Below are 14,946 nucleotides of genomic sequence, written 5' to 3'. Positions count from 1 at the left end.
CAAGCACAGAGGCGCGAGCTTGCGAGCGGCCGCAGGCCGCGAATTGCTGCGATTGGTTAGGCGGGCTTAAAGTACACTCGTTAACAGTGCCACTACCACACCGCCAACAATAGTAATAAATAGCCCAATACCAATCATACCTGCAGGCCGCTGGTACCATGGATGCAAGCCGGTTTTAGGTGTGGGAGATTCAGGCTCGCCATTATCAGAGATATTTGCGTCTCTTGCTGTAACCATGCTTTCCTTGGAATGGATTGCTCCTTCGGTGTTGCCTCGCAAATCGGCGCCATCGACGTCTATGAAACTGCCACTATCTGCGCTAGCACCATAACCTTTGTTCTCGGTGATTTTTGCACCAGTAGCAATGATCGTAGAGTTTCCTTCTGCTTTGATTCCGCCCATTTAACCATCCCGATTGATACGCCTAACGCCCGCAGCACGGGCAAATTTGGAGCGCAGCGGATAATTTGTCCCTGTGCCTGCGCTTGTTAAATGCCGACAATCGCCAGAACCAAGTAAATGCTAGTTGCACAAATGGCGACTCCGAGAGTGACGTAGGAGGCATGTATGAGCCAGTACCGTCTCGACTTATACCTTTCATTTGCCTCCCAATGCTGATCCTCTTCTGGCTTCTCCAGCTCCTTTGCTAACGCGAAGAATCGCTTAGCATCTATGCGCAACTCATACAGGCATAGGCCGACAGTAGTAACGAAAGCCAACAATGCGAAAACAAGCAACCACTTTTCAGATACAGACAAAGCCCTCTCACTGCCAGCCGTCAAGGCAAGAAAGAACACGCCTGTAGCACCAGATGAAACCGACAAAATGTATGAGCGAAGCCGATTCCCAGCATCCTTGGCCAGTTCATGGTACTTGAATATCTCTTCACGCTTACTCATAGGCATTTAATAGTGATTGGATCGCACGTCTTGATATTGGATGAACAATCTTGCGCGTTCAACAATATTAGTCGACGCGCTTCATTTCTTCCAACTCATTGATTTTTAAAGCACCTAAATATAACTCTGCCACCTATCCAAAATTCGCGCGCTTGCGCGTTTTGCTGGCGTTAATAATACTGTATAAAAACACACACCAAGAGAGAGCTGCCGTATGGATACGCAGACTAAGCCGCCGAAGCTTATGGACCGAGCGAAGGTTGCTGCGTTATAACACGCCGCTTCAGGCCGCCGTTTAGTGGGCTTTATCGTTATTCTGACCTTGCTCAGCTTACGCTAGCTGTGCAAGCATGCCGTGTTGTTTGAGCTTTTACGTCATCGCCCTTCTGTTCCGTTACCCCCCTCTGGAAATATCACTACACAGGAACGCCTTTTTAGACCATCTGTGTAGTCAAGCTACAACGGCGTCTGCCCCCAAGGGGCAATTGCTGCATTGCAGTCATTGAGCGATAGTGGTTACCAAGACGGCATTCTGATTCGGACTGAACATTTAACCGGAAACGCTTTATTAGACTTTTGCATATAGGACGTTTGGCTAAAAGACAGTGCGGTACAAATCAATGATGCTAGAGACATCTCGCAGGTGCAGCATAAACATTTACACCTACGAATAATCATCACGAAATAGAGGGATAGGCTCATGACTGGACTGCTCAACGAAATCAAAGCACTCAAGCAACTGCGCGATACACAAGGCAGCAAGTGGGACAACATCACCCCGGAATATGCCGCCCGCATGCGCATTCAGAACCGTTTTCATACCGGCCTGGATATTGCTCGTTACACTGCCAAAATCATGCGTGAAGATATGGCAGCCTACGATGCCGATAGCTCGCAGTACACTCAGTCACTCGGCTGCTGGCATGGCTTTATCGGCCAGCAAAAGCTGATTTCCATCAAAAAACACTTCGGCACCACCAAACGTAGCTACCTCTACCTTTCCGGCTGGATGGTTGCCGCGCTGCGTTCTGAGTTTGGCCCGCTGCCCGATCAGTCCATGCACGAGAAAACCTCGGTTGCCGACTTGATCGAAGAGCTTTACACCTTCCTCAAGCAGGCGGATGCGTGGGAACTCAATCACCTTTTCCGCGCACTGGATGATGCCAAGGAATCGGGTGACGAAGTTAAACAGCATGACCTGATCAAGCAGATCGATAACTATCAGACGCATGTCGTGCCCATTATCGCCGACATTGATGCAGGTTTTGGTAACGCTGAAGCCACTTATCTGCTGGCCAAGAAATTCATCGAAGCGGGTGCCTGCTGTATCCAGCTGGAAAACCAGGTATCCGATGAGAAGCAGTGTGGACACCAGGACGGCAAGGTTACCGTTCCGCATGAAGACTTTATCGCCAAGATCAATGCCGTACGTTACGCCTTCCTGGAACTCGGTATTGAAGACGGCGTTATCGTGGCGCGTACTGACTCGCTAGGCGCTGGCCTGACCCAGAAGATTGCCGTCACCAGCGAACCTGGCGACCTGGGTGATCAGTACAACAGCTTCCTTGATGGCGATTTCATCGACTCGCCGGAAGAAATCAACAACGGCGATGTTGTCATCAAGTCCGAAGGTAAGCTGAAAAAGGTCAAGCGTCTGGCTTCCGGCCTGTACCAGTTCAAGCCCGGCACCGGTGAAGACCGTGTGGTTCTGGACTGTATCACCAGCCTGCAGAACGGTGCTGACCTGCTGTGGATCGAGACCGAGAAGCCTCACGTCGGCCAGATCGCCAGCATGGTTAACCGCATTCGTGAAGAGTGCCCCGATGCCAAGCTGGTTTACAACAACTCACCGTCGTTCAACTGGACGCTCAACTTCCGTCAACAGGTATTTGATGCCTGGAAGGAAGAAGGCAAGGATGTGTCTGCTTACGAGCGCGAGAGCCTGATGAACGAAGAGTATGACAACACTGAGCTGGGCCAGATGGCCGACGAGTGGACGCGCAACTTCCAGCGTGATGGCGCACGTGAAGCGGGTATCTTCCATCACCTGATCACTCTGCCGACCTACCACACGGCGGCGCTGTCTACCGACAACCTGGCCAAGGGCTACTTTGGCGACGAAGGCATGCTGGCTTACGTGGCAGGCGTTCAGCGTCAGGAGATCCGTCAAGGTATCGCCACCGTTCGTCACCAGGATATGGCGGGCTCCAACATCGGCGACGACCATAAAGAGTTCTTCCACGGTGAAGCGGCCCTTAAAGCAGGCGGCAAAGACAACACCATGAACCAGTTTGGTTAATACCCACATGGAGAATTGCCATCAGATGGTATGACACCTTTCAGATGTGTCGTTATCAGAAAATGGCAAAATATTATAAGGAGGCTCTCAGGAGCCTCTTTTTTTATTGTGTAACACGCACCAGCCAGTTTTTCTGACTGAATTTTTTGTTTTCATCCCTCATTTCCGCGCAATTTTTAACTAATCATATACAATCGCGCGGACTGACTGGATTGCCGCGACCGTTCACACGTCAACAGGCCATCGTCATACGATCCAACCACCTTCGACGACAGCTGACAATGCCCACACAAACTTCCCCTCCCCTCGATGAACCGATACTCCACCAGATCGATAAAGCGCTTGTCTGGGCCGGTTTCAAACAACTGATTCCTCTCTCCATTTTTGTGATCGCCTTTGGGGCGGCGTTCGGTCTGGCGGCGGCTCAGGCAGGCGTGAATGGTAGTATGGCCATTGCCATGAGCACACTGGTATTTGCTGGCACCTCACAGTTCGCAGCCCTTGATCTATGGGCGACTGAAATTCCACTGGTCACACTGATCATCACCGTGTTTGCCATTAATGCCCGTCACCTGCTGATGGGTGCCACGCTCTATCCATGGCTACGTCATTTACCCATCATCCAGCGCTATGCCGTCATGTTGGTGGCATCCGATGCCAACTGGGCCATGTCCATGCAGGCTTTCAGCCGTGAAAAACCCGGCTTTGGCATTCTGCTGGGCGGCGGCCTGGCGTTATGGGCTTTCTGGGTGTTAGGTACCTGGCTGGGCATCTACTTCGGTAACATCATCAGTGACCCTGCACGCTTTGGGCTGGACATGGTGATGGGGTGCTTTTTGCTTACCATGGTCGTCAATGGTGAAAAAAACCTGCGCATGATTTTTATCTGGACCATCGCCGCAGCGGCGTCTCTTCTGGCTTACCGTTTCCTGCCGGAAAACAGCCACATTATTGTTGGGGCATTGGCAGGTGGCGTGGCAGGGCTAACATGGAGGTACCCAGGTTATGGTCGTTGAAACAACCGGCATCGGAACGCTGATCATTATTGCCATTATGGCATTCGTTACCTTGTTAACCCGCTGGGGCGGCGTTTATGTCATGTCTTTCATCCCGATTGGTTATCGGGTCAAGCAGTTTATTCATGCCATGTCGGGGTCTGTCCTGGTGGCAATTCTCGCGCCGATGGCAATGAATGGTGACAATGGCGCCCGCCTCGCGCTACTCACCACGGCTGCCATCATGCTGGTGGTGAAAAAGCCGTTACCTGCCATTGCCGCTGGTATTGTCGTTGCTGCAGTATTCAGGCAAATGTAAGCCTGACTTGCACAAAAAAATTTCATGCGTCATCTTGAATGGTTGTGTTAGTGCAGCCAGCAATTACACTGCTTCTGTTGCTTTGTATTTCTAGCGCAAAAAATTATGAGAAAATTCTCGAACACTGTTCTATAATGGTGGTCCTACATCCATACGAATCCTCAGGATTGCGGTCATAGATATATGTCAGGCGGTCTCGTTGACATTGATACACGATTAAACGGAATTAACCTTGGAGACTCAAATGAAACGTATTCTTCCTATTGCAGCACTTAGCCTACTCACACTGGCAGGTTGCGCAAATACCTCTCAATACTCGGGTGACGTCTATCGCGGCCAGGACGCGAAAACGGCACAGAGCGTAAGATACGGCACCATCGTGGCAATCCGTCAGGTGCAGATTCAGGCAGAAAGCCGTACCGGCAACCTACTTGGCGGTGGCGGTGGTGCCGTCATCGGCGGCTTGTTAGGCAACCAGGTCGGTGGTGGCAGCGGTCGACGTATTGCCACCGCCGTTGGCGCGATCGGTGGTGCAGTTGCCGGCACCGCCGCAGAAGATGCCTCAAACCGCATTGCCGCCTGGGAAATGGAAGTCCGCACTGACGCTGGCGAAGACCTTGTTGTCGTACAACGCGCCGACCGCCCCTTTGAACCGGGCCAGCGTGTGCGCTTGATTGGTAGTGGCCGCAACCTGAGCGTCGCGCCTTACTAATACGTTGCGCCCGGCAACAGGACTTGCGTATTAATTAACGCGTATCAAAAAACCGGTATGGAATTTCCATACCGGTTTTTGTGTTTCTGGCGCCAGCGACCGGGCAGTGCACGGTGTCAGCTCATGTAGCCCACACCGGGGCACCCTATTAAAGGGCGGCTTTGCCCGCTGCCCAGCTTGCCAGCTTGGCAACCACCAGGCCGATAATGGCGAGCAAAATGGTGACGAGTAAAATATCGACCGGGCGAACCAGCGTCGTTGCCCCCAGGACGGCCAGTGCACCGACCCATAGCACACGGTTTTCGCCATGAGTTTTAAGCACCTCAGGCAGAACTTTATCCAGCCCATCGCTAAACCCATGCTCCCAGCGTTTGTTGGCAAAATAGCCAATCAGTACAAACGCCACTACCCAAATCAGAAAAATAGTCATCACACACTCCACAAGGTGGCCAAAGAGATAAGGTTCAAAGCGAATCGCGATAGGGTAGCTGTGTGCACCACTTCACGCAATACCGCCAACGTTGAAAGGATCGGGAAAATCTCGTCTACCCCCTGACAAACCCCCTTTTACCGCGTTACCATATAGGAACATGCACTCACCGAAAGGTTATTAAATGCAAATTGCGCAAAACTCGGTTGTCGCTTTCCACTACACCCTGACCAATGATGAAGGTGAGGTGCTTGACAGCTCCGAAGGCCGTGAACCGCTCACTTATCTACATGGCGCGGGCAACATTATTCCTGGTCTTGAAAAAGAGCTGGAAGGTCGCGGTGCCGGTGAAAAACTGAATGTCAAAGTCGCACCGGAAGAAGGCTATGGCGAGCTTCAGGAACAGCTGATGCAGGAAGTGCCTCGCGATGCGTTCCAGGGCGTAGAAAGCGTTGAGCCTGGCATGCAGTTCCAAGCCCAGACTCAGGGCGGCCCGCTGATGGTCACTGTCAAAAAAGTTGAAGGCGATACTGTCGTTGTTGATGGTAATCACCCGCTGGCAGGTCAGCATCTTAACTTTGATGTTGAAATTGCTGAAGTACGTGAAGCCAGCGAAGAAGAAATCGAGCACGGCCATGTACACGGCGAAGGCGGCGTAGAGCACTAATTCTGCACCTTTTGTCTGTCATACCTTTCTGCACGCTTTGCAGAAAGCTCAAAAAGCGGCCCTAGTGGTCGCTTTTTTTATCTACGCTTATTAAATCTGCACTTATTTTGAATCTACCATCAGCCGCTTGTCTGGCGCTGCTCGATTCGCCACAAGCCAATGGTAATTGCCAGCGTAACCGCTAATAGCAACCACGAACCAAGCGCAACACCTGCCCAACCGGCCCATTGCCAGAAAGGCTCCAGCCAGAAGCCCCCCAAGCTTGCCCCCACGTAATAGAATACAAGATACAGCGCTGAAGCACTTCCCCGTGCTCCACTGGCGTTGCGCCCTACCCAGCTGGAAGCAAGCGAGTGCGCCAGAAAAAAACCAAAGGCGTTAACTGTTAGCCCGATGATAATCCACACCAGGGAATCCGCCAGCGTGACGCCCGTTCCCGTCATCAACAGCACAACGCCCAGCATCATGCCGCTAGCCGGTGAGAAACGGCCTGCTAACCGCCCGGACAACGCAGACCCCAGGGTTCCCCCCAGATACGTCAGGAAGATCAACCCGAGGCTGGTCACCGCTAGTTGATACGGCGCTTCGGAAAGACGAAAGGTCATATAACTGTACTGATTGATAAAGATCAGGAAGTTGATACCACCCAAGGCGTAAGCCCCCACCAGCACAGGTGATTGCAGATGCCCCAGCAAACCATTGACCGCCGTTCGCAAGTCAAACGGCTTTGGCATGAAGGACTGGCTTGCAGGAAGTAGACGCCAAAACAGCACACAGCCTAGTAACGTCATCAACCCCACGCTTGCAAAGGCCATACTGACGCCTCCCCACTCAGCCACACTCCCACCAATAACACGCCCGCTGATGCCTCCCAGGGAATTGGCACCAATATATAGCCCTACGGCCCCTAGCAGCGCCGGCCTATCAAACTCATCTCCCATCCAGGCAATGGCCACGGCAGGCAAACCGCCTAAAAAGAATCCCTGCACAAAACGCAGAATCAGCAATATTTCAATACTGGGTGCAAAGGCCAATATCAGGGAGCAGAACCCGGCCGCCAGCAGGGTATAGCGCATAATGCGCTCACGGCCGATGGCATCCGACAAGGGGCCGAATACAAGTAGGGAAAGCGCAAGAGAAAGAGTGGAAATCGACATGACCAGGCTGACGCCCAGCGTCGATATACCATAAGCATCGCGTATGGCGGGAAGTAGCGGCTGGGGAACATAAAGATTGATGAACACAAGAAACGAACCCAGGCAAAGTGCAGCCGTTGCACGCCACCATGCGGCCGTTTTGGCTTCAATCATAGCTCCCCTTAGGTTGAGTTCAAAAACATGGTTCTCAAAAACATTGCTAAAAACCCGGCGCTCGGAAGCACCAGGTTTCAGAAAACACCCGCTTTTAGAATACCGGCCTTATCTTAACGCCGCAGTGAATCTCCCAGCCCCGCCAGATGCGTTGGCTCAAGGGTTCTGCGCGATTGCCAGTAGTAACGTTTCCAATAGCTGTTATCTAAACGTGAAATCATCACGCCTCTTGAAGAGGACGCATGCATGAAGCGTCCGTCACCGATATAGATTCCTGCATGCCGGGAAGGTCCCGGTGGGTTAAAGAACACCAGATCACCAGCCTGCAACTCAGAGCGGTTGATCTGACGCCCCTGCTTCACCTGTTGGCGTGTCGTTCGCGGTAGCTCCATATTGAAGGTATCCCGATAGACATTCTGTATCAACGCCGAACAGTCAATGCCGCGTTCGTTGGTCCCCCCCAGGCGATAAGGCGTCCCGACCCAACGCTGGTGCTGCGAGAGCAGTGCCTGTCGAACCATGGCAGGCGTCGAATCAGTGACTTGTCGCTGTCTCTGATCAGTACCAGTGGATGAACGTATGACTGGAGACATCATCACTTCGTCTCCACTGGGCATATCCGGCAACGGCATGGCAAAGTAATTATCTGGCGCTGCCGTATTGGCATACGGGGTAGACGTGGAGCTAGCGCAGCCGGATATCATCAGCATTACACCGGTTAAACAAACCCCCTGCAAAAGCTTGTTTCCAGCAACTGGCGAATTCATCGTGTATAAATAAATCTTTTTTCCATTAGCGATATTTGCAAACGCAACCATGCGACTAGCCCTCTCGTCTACCAGCGTCTCAACACCGGCGATATATCCTTGATCCAGCACGCCGAATACTATAAGCGAAAAGCATTGGCATTGGCGAGTCAATTAGCACATTTTAATGTAAAGTTCGCTGGTCGCCGGGTAGCGTATCAATGTGCAGGGGAGCAAAATGCCTCGGTTTATTGCCAGGAAAATCAAGGCTTGCCCAGGGGCCGGCCAGCAATGGCGAGGCGCAAAGCCAGGCCATCAATGCCTGACGCAACCCCGCCAGAAAACTCTCACGTTCTGGCGTGTCACCCATAAAAAACGAAAACCCCGCATAAAGGCCTTGTGCGTAGGCGTGCCAATCGCTGTAATGCTGGCCAGCCAATGCAGAGACCTGATCAAGCAACTGATTAAAATGGGCCTGATCCAGCCAGCCAAGCTGCCGCCCTGCAATGGCTAAATCCACTATCTGAGCAATATCCCACGCCGTCATATCCAGGTGGTTACACCCATCTTCATCATCCCGCACTCGCTTGAGGCGCAGGATATGCTGGTACTCTTCCGGGCTAGATTCCCCCGACTCAAGAATTGCAATTTCAGCCTCCAGACGCTGCATGTTCAACGTGTAAGGGGCGTAATTGACCTGATAGTCCTGGCGATCCCCTGACTCCAGCATGTAGCGAATGAATTCATTAAACTCGTCCGCTTCCTGCAGTTGATAGTGATTGTCCACCCACTCCATGATTTCACGCTTTTCGCGCGAGCTTTCCGGATAAGGCTCGCTCCAGGCAGCGCTGTTTAACGGCCCCGCCAGCGCCATGGCCGTAAAGTGTGACAGCGCAGGCCGAAAGCCCGGCTCCCGCCAGGAGCCCGGCTTCCAATCCAGCCAGTGAAAAAGGCTGCCTTCGTCGTCAAGATGCCAGGCAATTTCATGTACCAGCGACTCACTATCCGCTTCTGGCAAGCACTTTTCCCAGGCCAACCAGGCTTCCAGCAACGTCTTGGCATCAGGATAAAAGCGGCACAAGCTACTTCTTAATGCACTCACGTATTCCAGCAGGTCATCCTGTTCAAATAGCTGGCTGTCCAGCGCCATGTGCAGATAGAACGCGAATTTCTCAGCCATGTGGATCGTGGCTGAATGATGGCTGACGGTTTTAAGCACGCGACGCTGGCTGCGCCCTTCCTGATCAAGCTCACCAAAACGCGTCCTGGTGGGCGGCCATACACCGTGGGCCGCATCCGCCGCCAACTGGTTAAGATGATGTGCCTGGGCAGGTAGCCAGTAACGTGCCAATGCAGCCGCCCCTTCGTCCGCGTGAAGCCCCAGCGTATCCTGGAGAAAATGCGAGACTTCCATACGCCTGGCTTCGGGCAGCACAATCTGTGTATTACCCTGACGCAGCATCAGCTCTGGTTCTCGCACTCCGGCCAGCGCCAGCAGCCAGTGATAGGCGCTCTGCCGCATTCTGCGTAATGCCTTTCGGGATGCCTCTCGCGTCTTGCTATCCAGCAGACTATCCAGTGGCTCAGCCCAAGGGCTGTAAGCAGATGTCAGCAGCAACTGTTCGTCATCAGAAAAGCCCGCCGAATGACGCTCTTCACCTTGAAACAAACTGAGCCCTCTGACGAAGGCATGCAAAAGCGCCGTCCAGTCCGAATAACGCTGGCTCAGCAAATCCACCGCATGCGCTGCAAAGTGATCCGCTTCCAGCTGGGTGAGAAAACCACAACACGCGCCTGCCCAGGCCAGCTCCGCCATACGCACCCAATCCCAGGCTGCCCAGTCCAGAGGGACGTTATCGCGAACAAAGCGATGCAACACTGGCGCGTGAGGCGCATCTTGCGCGTCGTTCAGCCAAGCGTTACGTTGCGTGCTATCCAGCGTGCAAAGCACTCGCCCATCAATATCCCAGCGCTGGCGCTCGCCCTGGGCTCCGAGCCATAGCAGCGTTGTGATCAGCGTCTCTCGATCATGCACCTCCCAGGCCTGGTGCAGCCATTGCGCTGCGTCGGGCCAGTCTGAATGGCCACCTGGATAATGGGAGATAGGCCTCACTAACGCGCAGACACGCCAACAGTTAGCCTCTGGGCGTTTCGGCCAGTGCTTGAATGCTTCATTCATCTGCCGGGACATCAGCAACCACGCCCACGGGGTATCGCATCGACCAAGATTTCACCTCGATTTGATTTAAGATTGGCCTGGCGCACCGATATTGTCAGTTCCAGTTCGTCAGGGGCGCATAGTGTACCTTAGGTGGCAAAGGGTATCCCACGTTATGGCGAGCAAAAACACATTCGCCCGGCAATGCCGGGCGAATGTCAGAAAACTCACATGTGGTTGCTGGCCTAACCTGACTGCTTAACCTTACTGATCACCCAGAGAAGCACCACGGCGCCAGCAGTCGCTGTGACTAGAGAACCAATAAAGCCCCCCGCTTTCAGACCCAGCAGCCCGAAAAGAAAACCGCCCAGCACGGCACCCACTACCCCGACACCGATATTGCCGAGAATTCCAAAACCGCCGCCACGCATGATGTTTCCAGAAATCCATCCTGCCAGGCCGCCAATAATCAACCATGCAATCAAACCCATATCAGACTCCTTGTAGTATTACTCTGTCGCATTACTCTTTCGCATTACTGTGTCGCATTACTCGCGTGGGATTTTACCTGCTTAACTCGCATGCTCTACCATAGCATACCCCAAGACATTGTCGCCCGACTCTGGCACACCCTGCCACGGGTGACGCCGCCCTTTTTTCGCGGCGCATGCACAGGAGCAAGATGATTGATGATTCCCGATACGCTTCGCCAACTGATCGATTCGACCCAAGGCCAGCAAACCGTCGTCTGGCAGGAGCGTGAGCTGGTGCTCTTCAACCAGCCATGGGGGCAACTGGCCATTTCCCTGCAAGGGGCTCAGGTGCTCCATTTCCAACCTGCCGGTGATACGCCCTGGCTGTGGGTCACGCCAACGCCACAACACTTGCCTGGCGCGGTTCGCGGTGGCATCCCGGTGTGTTGGCCATGGTTTGGCGACGAGCGCTATGCCGATGAAAGTGATGACCGCAGCGGCCCTTTTCACGGCCTGGCAAGGCATGCTCAGTGGCGCCTTGATGCAGCCGATGAACATGAGGAAGGCATTGAAGTTCACTTGTCGCCGCAAACCCGTCTTCATAGCCAGCTGAGCGTGCGCGTCGTGGTTCAGGCGAATGCCCAGCGCCTGCATGTCGAAGTGATCAGCGGAAACACCGGAACGGCTCCCGTCAAGATCAGTGCCGCGTTACACAGTTACCTGGCGGTTGAAAACGTTCTACAGTGCCGACTTGAAGGCTTGGCGGGTGCCCGCTATCTGGACAAGCATCGTGATTTTTCCGAAGGAGAGCAACAGGGCACGCTGACCATTAAAGGCCCCATTGACCGGATTTATCACAGTAACGCTGCTATCACCCTCAACGATGGCGAACGTGAGCTGCGCATCGCCAAGCACGACAGCGACTCCACCGTGGTCTGGCATCCCGGCAGCGAACTGCCAGGTGACACGCCTGCTCAGGCGGCGGTGCATTTCCTATGCGTCGAAGCCGCCAATACACGGCTCGACCCGGTCTGGCTGGTTCCTGACGCGCAACATGTGCTCGGAACCACGATCAGCCGCGCAGAATAGTAAAGGCTTGTGTTATTCACCCCTGATTCATCTTACAAATGTTAATCTGCTAAACATTATCCGACGAATCCTGGCAAAAAACCTGGTAAAAATGCTGGTAAAAAAAGGACAACACATCAATGAACCCTCAGCTCTGGCTTGAAGCCGCAACGCTGGTCTTCAACCTGCTTGGCATGGTGGTCTGCCTGATCGGGCTGACAATGGCACAGAAAATGGCGCGCCGCTGGCCAGGCTACGTAGTGGCGGTTATCGGTTTTCTGATTGCCACCCTGCCCATGCTATACCAACTGGTGCAATCGCTGCGTCACAGCGGCGCATGACAGTGACCATAAAAGGAGCCAAGCCAGATGCAATCAACGTTCAACCGTGAGCGCCTTGGCCGAGAAATCACTAACCTGATGGAGCGTACCCGTGACCGCCAGCTGCGGCTTGCCATTACCGGGCTATCCCAGGCGGGCAAAACGGCGTTTCTGACGTCATTGGTCAACCAGCTTCGCCACGCAGGCGTGGAAGCGCAGCTGGATCTGCTTCCTGTTGCCCGTGAAGGCCGTTTACTTGGCGCACAGCGGTTGAACCAACCTGACCTGGGTGTGCCGCGTTTTCCCTATGACCCTGGCATGGCGGCGCTGCGTGATACCCCGCCGCGTTGGCCGGAACCGACCCGCGGCATTAGTGAGCTACGCCTACAACTGCGCTATCGTCCTGCTCAGCAAGGCTGGTTCACCCCTGATATTGCCCATCTCACCCTGGACCTGTTCGACTATCCGGGAGAATGGTTGCTGGATCTTCCCCTGCTGCAGCATGATTTTTACAGCTGGAGCCAAACCCAGGCGCAGCACCAGGGGCCTCACCGACAGGCACTGTTTCACGAATGGCTTGCCGAGGTTGAACAACTGGACCCTGCGGCCGAGGCGGATGAAGCAAAACTGGCAACCCTTGCCGATGCCTATGCTCAAGGCCTTCGCCGGGCGAAAAAGGCCGGCTTTTCGGATTTACAGCCTGGCCGCTTTCTCTTGCCAGGCGAGTTACAAGGCGCTCCGGTACTGCAGTTTTTTCCACTGCCTGAATTAAGCACGCCAAAAGAGGTTCTCGACGCGCTGCCCGATACCAGTATCTACGCCACCCTGGCGGCACGTTTTCGTTATTATCAACAGCAGGTGGTGCGGCCCTTTTATCGCGACCATTTCCGCCGTTTTGATCGCCAGATTGTACTCGTCGATGTATTGGGGGCGCTGAATGCGGGTCCCGAACGCTTTGAAGACCTGTCTGCGGCCCTTCGTCAGCTCATGCACAGCTTCGATTATGGCAAACGCAGCCTGCTGACGCGCCTGTTTGCGCCAAAGATTGACCGTCTCGCCATTGCCGCAACAAAAGCCGACCACGTGACACCAGACCAGCACGGCAATGTTGTCCAGCTGTTGGAGGCGTTACTGGCGGAGCCGCTTAAAGACCTTCGCTTTGCTGACATTCCGGTCAAGGCGCTATCGCTGGCGGCCATCCGCGCCACCGACGCCAGGGAAGTCACCCACGAAGGAAAGCGCATGCCCGCACTGAAAGGCATCACCCTGGAAGGTGAAGACGTCCTTGTCTATCCGGGCGACGTGCCCAACCGCCTACCGAAATCCGATTTCTGGCAACAGCAGGGGTTTGATTTCCCCAGTTTCCGCCCGATGCCAGCGGATAGCGAAGCGCTATCGCACATTCGCATGGACGCTGCCATCGACTGGTTGATAGGAGATAAACTGATATGAGCCACCCTCAACCGCGCCGGGATTTCCAGTCGGAAGAAACCCCTTCCCCTGCTTCAGAGTCCCATCTGCGCCAGAGTGAGCACTTTGCCGCCACGCAGTCACACCAGCCGCTGGCCACTCAGGCAGACGTAAAAGCCCTGCCCGACGAAAGCCTGGGCACGCCGCGCAAACGTCGTTGGGGGCTGATGTTTGCCCTGGCAGGTGGCGCCACCCTGGGCACCATAGAGCTTGCCACCGGGATTCCCGAAGCACTTTCCCAATCACAGTGGATGACGATGGTCTGGCAACTGTTCGGCATCAGCCTGATTGGCTTAGGCGGAATATCGTTGTTGAAAGAGCTTGGCCGCCTGCGTCGCCTAAAGCACCATGATCAGCTGCGTCATGATTTGGCTGAACTGCCACAGCGCTCAACCAAACAGGCTCAGGCCATGGCAGAGCAGCTGAAGCGCCAACTGAAACTCAGCAATGATGACCCGCACTGGCTGGCCTTTCAGCGCGCCTGCCAGCCCCACCACAGTGGAGAAGAGATTCAGACACTGCTGCGCTATCACCTGCTGGCACCACGCGACCGCGAAGCGCAACGCCTGATTACCCGCATGTCGGGCGAAACCGCCATCATGGTCGCCATCAGCCCGCTGACCCTGGTGGATATGACCCTGGTGGCCTGGCGCAGTCTGGCCATGGTCGACAGGTTATGTCGTCTTTACGGGCTGGAACTTGGCTACGCCAGTCGGCTGCGGCTATTCCGCCATGTGCTGCATAACATGGCGTTTGCCGGTGCCAGTGAATTAGCCACGGATGCGAGTATGGACATGCTCTCGCTGGATCTGGCAGGCAGGATTTCTGCCCGTGCAGGCCAGGGCCTGGCCACCGGTTTGCTGAGCGCTCGATTAGGGCTACGCGCCCAGCGCCTGTGTCGCCCGGTGGCATTTGCGGAGGAAGAGCAACCCAGGCTGGCCGATCTGCGTCAGGACCTTTGGCGGCAGATCAAGCGGCTCGATAAAGACGCAACGCCCGCTAATCGCCCCCAGGAATAAGCGCGCGCTGTTAGTCAGCGCCTTCCCGCAAAATAGCGTTAAACGCCATGCGGGAAGGCGA

Annotated in this window: 16 protein-coding genes; 9 read left to right on the top strand and 7 right to left on the bottom strand. The window is 54.4% G+C overall.

All coding sequences use genetic code 11. The features are described 5' to 3' along the window. Positions 1-66 precede the first annotated feature (66 nt). Entirely contained in the window at positions 67-402 is a 336-nt protein-coding gene (locus tag ACU6TU_RS05295; RefSeq protein WP_447143529.1) for a hypothetical protein, read from the bottom strand. A gap of 86 nt (positions 403-488) precedes the next feature. After that, positions 489-899: a hypothetical protein gene (locus tag ACU6TU_RS05290; RefSeq protein WP_447143528.1), complete on the bottom strand. Its 411-nt coding sequence runs from the start codon at positions 897-899 to the stop codon at positions 489-491. A gap of 700 nt (positions 900-1,599) precedes the next feature. On the opposite strand from ACU6TU_RS05290, the gene ACU6TU_RS05285 reads away from it, so the two are divergent. The 4 genes from ACU6TU_RS05285 (at position 1,600) to ACU6TU_RS05270 (ending at position 5,224) form a co-directional block, all read left to right on the top strand. After that, positions 1,600-3,198, top strand: a complete 1,599-nt coding sequence (locus ACU6TU_RS05285) for an isocitrate lyase (RefSeq protein WP_447143527.1) — start codon at positions 1,600-1,602, stop codon at positions 3,196-3,198. 281 nt (positions 3,199-3,479) lie between these two features. Beyond that, positions 3,480-4,214 carry an AzlC family ABC transporter permease gene (locus tag ACU6TU_RS05280; protein WP_447143526.1) on the top strand — a complete coding sequence of 245 codons (735 nt, stop codon included), beginning with the start codon at positions 3,480-3,482 and terminating at the stop codon, positions 4,212-4,214. Beyond that, entirely contained in the window at positions 4,204-4,512 is a 309-nt protein-coding gene (locus tag ACU6TU_RS05275) for an AzlD family protein (RefSeq protein ID WP_447143525.1), read from the top strand. Before ACU6TU_RS05280 ends, ACU6TU_RS05275 begins: the two co-directional genes overlap by 11 nt. Before the next feature lie 244 nt (positions 4,513-4,756). Beyond that, entirely contained in the window at positions 4,757-5,224 is a 468-nt protein-coding gene (locus ACU6TU_RS05270; protein ID WP_447143524.1) for a glycine zipper 2TM domain-containing protein, read from the top strand. Positions 5,225-5,372: 148 nt separating this feature from the next. Here ACU6TU_RS05270 and ACU6TU_RS05265 read toward each other — a convergent pair whose 3' ends face one another. Next, positions 5,373-5,654 carry a hypothetical protein gene (locus ACU6TU_RS05265; protein WP_447143523.1) on the bottom strand — a complete coding sequence of 94 codons (282 nt, stop codon included), beginning with the start codon at positions 5,652-5,654 and terminating at the stop codon, positions 5,373-5,375. Positions 5,655-5,838: 184 nt separating this feature from the next. Between ACU6TU_RS05265 and ACU6TU_RS05260 the strand changes: the two genes are divergently transcribed. Beyond that, positions 5,839-6,321, top strand: a complete 483-nt coding sequence (locus ACU6TU_RS05260; RefSeq protein WP_100819661.1) for an FKBP-type peptidyl-prolyl cis-trans isomerase — start codon at positions 5,839-5,841, stop codon at positions 6,319-6,321. Between the two features lie 119 nt (positions 6,322-6,440). On the opposite strand, the gene ACU6TU_RS05255 is transcribed toward ACU6TU_RS05260, so the two are convergent. From ACU6TU_RS05255 to ACU6TU_RS05240, 4 genes are all read right to left on the bottom strand, one after another. Further along, complete coding sequence (locus ACU6TU_RS05255) at positions 6,441-7,631, bottom strand: MFS transporter (protein ID WP_447143522.1); 1,191 nt, start codon at positions 7,629-7,631, stop codon at positions 6,441-6,443. A 113-nt stretch (positions 7,632-7,744) separates the two neighbouring features. After that, positions 7,745-8,335: a C40 family peptidase gene (locus ACU6TU_RS05250; protein WP_447143521.1), complete on the bottom strand. Its 591-nt coding sequence runs from the start codon at positions 8,333-8,335 to the stop codon at positions 7,745-7,747. Positions 8,336-8,561: 226 nt separating this feature from the next. Next, positions 8,562-10,568 carry a DUF1266 domain-containing protein gene (locus ACU6TU_RS05245; protein WP_447143520.1) on the bottom strand — a complete coding sequence of 669 codons (2,007 nt, stop codon included), beginning with the start codon at positions 10,566-10,568 and terminating at the stop codon, positions 8,562-8,564. Positions 10,569-10,780: 212 nt separating this feature from the next. Next, positions 10,781-11,026: a GlsB/YeaQ/YmgE family stress response membrane protein gene (locus ACU6TU_RS05240; RefSeq protein ID WP_447143519.1), complete on the bottom strand. Its 246-nt coding sequence runs from the start codon at positions 11,024-11,026 to the stop codon at positions 10,781-10,783. 198 nt (positions 11,027-11,224) lie between these two features. On the opposite strand from ACU6TU_RS05240, the gene ACU6TU_RS05235 reads away from it, so the two are divergent. From ACU6TU_RS05235 to ACU6TU_RS05220, 4 genes are all read left to right on the top strand, one after another. Further along, positions 11,225-12,097, top strand: a complete 873-nt coding sequence (locus ACU6TU_RS05235) for a D-hexose-6-phosphate mutarotase (protein WP_447144187.1) — start codon at positions 11,225-11,227, stop codon at positions 12,095-12,097. 119 nt (positions 12,098-12,216) lie between these two features. Further along, positions 12,217-12,417, top strand: a complete 201-nt coding sequence (locus ACU6TU_RS05230; RefSeq protein WP_447143518.1) for a hypothetical protein — start codon at positions 12,217-12,219, stop codon at positions 12,415-12,417. Between the two features lie 27 nt (positions 12,418-12,444). Then, positions 12,445-13,848, top strand: coding sequence for a YcjX family protein (locus ACU6TU_RS05225; RefSeq protein ID WP_447143517.1), 1,404 nt, complete (start codon positions 12,445-12,447; stop codon positions 13,846-13,848). Continuing rightward, positions 13,845-14,885 carry a YcjF family protein gene (locus ACU6TU_RS05220; protein WP_447143516.1) on the top strand — a complete coding sequence of 347 codons (1,041 nt, stop codon included), beginning with the start codon at positions 13,845-13,847 and terminating at the stop codon, positions 14,883-14,885. Before ACU6TU_RS05225 ends, ACU6TU_RS05220 begins: the two co-directional genes overlap by 4 nt. The last annotated feature ends 61 nt before the right edge of the window (positions 14,886-14,946 follow it).

This window comes from Halomonas sp. LS-001 (assembly GCF_052983955.1).
The sequence above is the reverse complement of the archived record's forward strand: the minus strand, read 5'-3'. Positions and strand labels throughout refer to the sequence as shown.

Excerpts from the sequence above, each read along its gene's own strand:
- ACU6TU_RS05265 (WP_447143523.1), bottom strand. The coding sequence starts at position 5,654 with ATGACTATTTTTCTGATTTGGGTAGTGGCGTTTGTACTGATTGGCTAT.
- ACU6TU_RS05240 (WP_447143519.1), bottom strand. The coding sequence starts at position 11,026 with ATGGGTTTGATTGCATGGTTGATTATTGGCGGCCTGGCAGGATGGATT.
- ACU6TU_RS05225 (WP_447143517.1), top strand. The coding sequence starts at position 12,445 with ATGCAATCAACGTTCAACCGTGAGCGCCTTGGCCGAGAAATCACTAAC.
- ACU6TU_RS05245 (WP_447143520.1), bottom strand. The coding sequence starts at position 10,568 with ATGTCCCGGCAGATGAATGAAGCATTCAAGCACTGGCCGAAACGCCCA.
- ACU6TU_RS05220 (WP_447143516.1), top strand. The coding sequence starts at position 13,845 with ATGAGCCACCCTCAACCGCGCCGGGATTTCCAGTCGGAAGAAACCCCT.
- ACU6TU_RS05260 (WP_100819661.1), top strand. The coding sequence starts at position 5,839 with ATGCAAATTGCGCAAAACTCGGTTGTCGCTTTCCACTACACCCTGACC.
- ACU6TU_RS05255 (WP_447143522.1), bottom strand. The coding sequence starts at position 7,631 with ATGATTGAAGCCAAAACGGCCGCATGGTGGCGTGCAACGGCTGCACTT.
- ACU6TU_RS05250 (WP_447143521.1), bottom strand. The coding sequence starts at position 8,335 with ATGATATCCGGCTGCGCTAGCTCCACGTCTACCCCGTATGCCAATACG.
- ACU6TU_RS05235 (WP_447144187.1), top strand. The coding sequence starts at position 11,225 with ATGATTCCCGATACGCTTCGCCAACTGATCGATTCGACCCAAGGCCAG.
- ACU6TU_RS05280 (WP_447143526.1), top strand. The coding sequence starts at position 3,480 with ATGCCCACACAAACTTCCCCTCCCCTCGATGAACCGATACTCCACCAG.
- ACU6TU_RS05290 (WP_447143528.1), bottom strand. The coding sequence starts at position 899 with ATGAGTAAGCGTGAAGAGATATTCAAGTACCATGAACTGGCCAAGGAT.
- ACU6TU_RS05295 (WP_447143529.1), bottom strand. The coding sequence starts at position 402 with ATGGGCGGAATCAAAGCAGAAGGAAACTCTACGATCATTGCTACTGGT.
- ACU6TU_RS05285 (WP_447143527.1), top strand. The coding sequence starts at position 1,600 with ATGACTGGACTGCTCAACGAAATCAAAGCACTCAAGCAACTGCGCGAT.
- ACU6TU_RS05270 (WP_447143524.1), top strand. The coding sequence starts at position 4,757 with ATGAAACGTATTCTTCCTATTGCAGCACTTAGCCTACTCACACTGGCA.
- ACU6TU_RS05230 (WP_447143518.1), top strand. The coding sequence starts at position 12,217 with ATGAACCCTCAGCTCTGGCTTGAAGCCGCAACGCTGGTCTTCAACCTG.
- ACU6TU_RS05275 (WP_447143525.1), top strand. The coding sequence starts at position 4,204 with ATGGTCGTTGAAACAACCGGCATCGGAACGCTGATCATTATTGCCATT.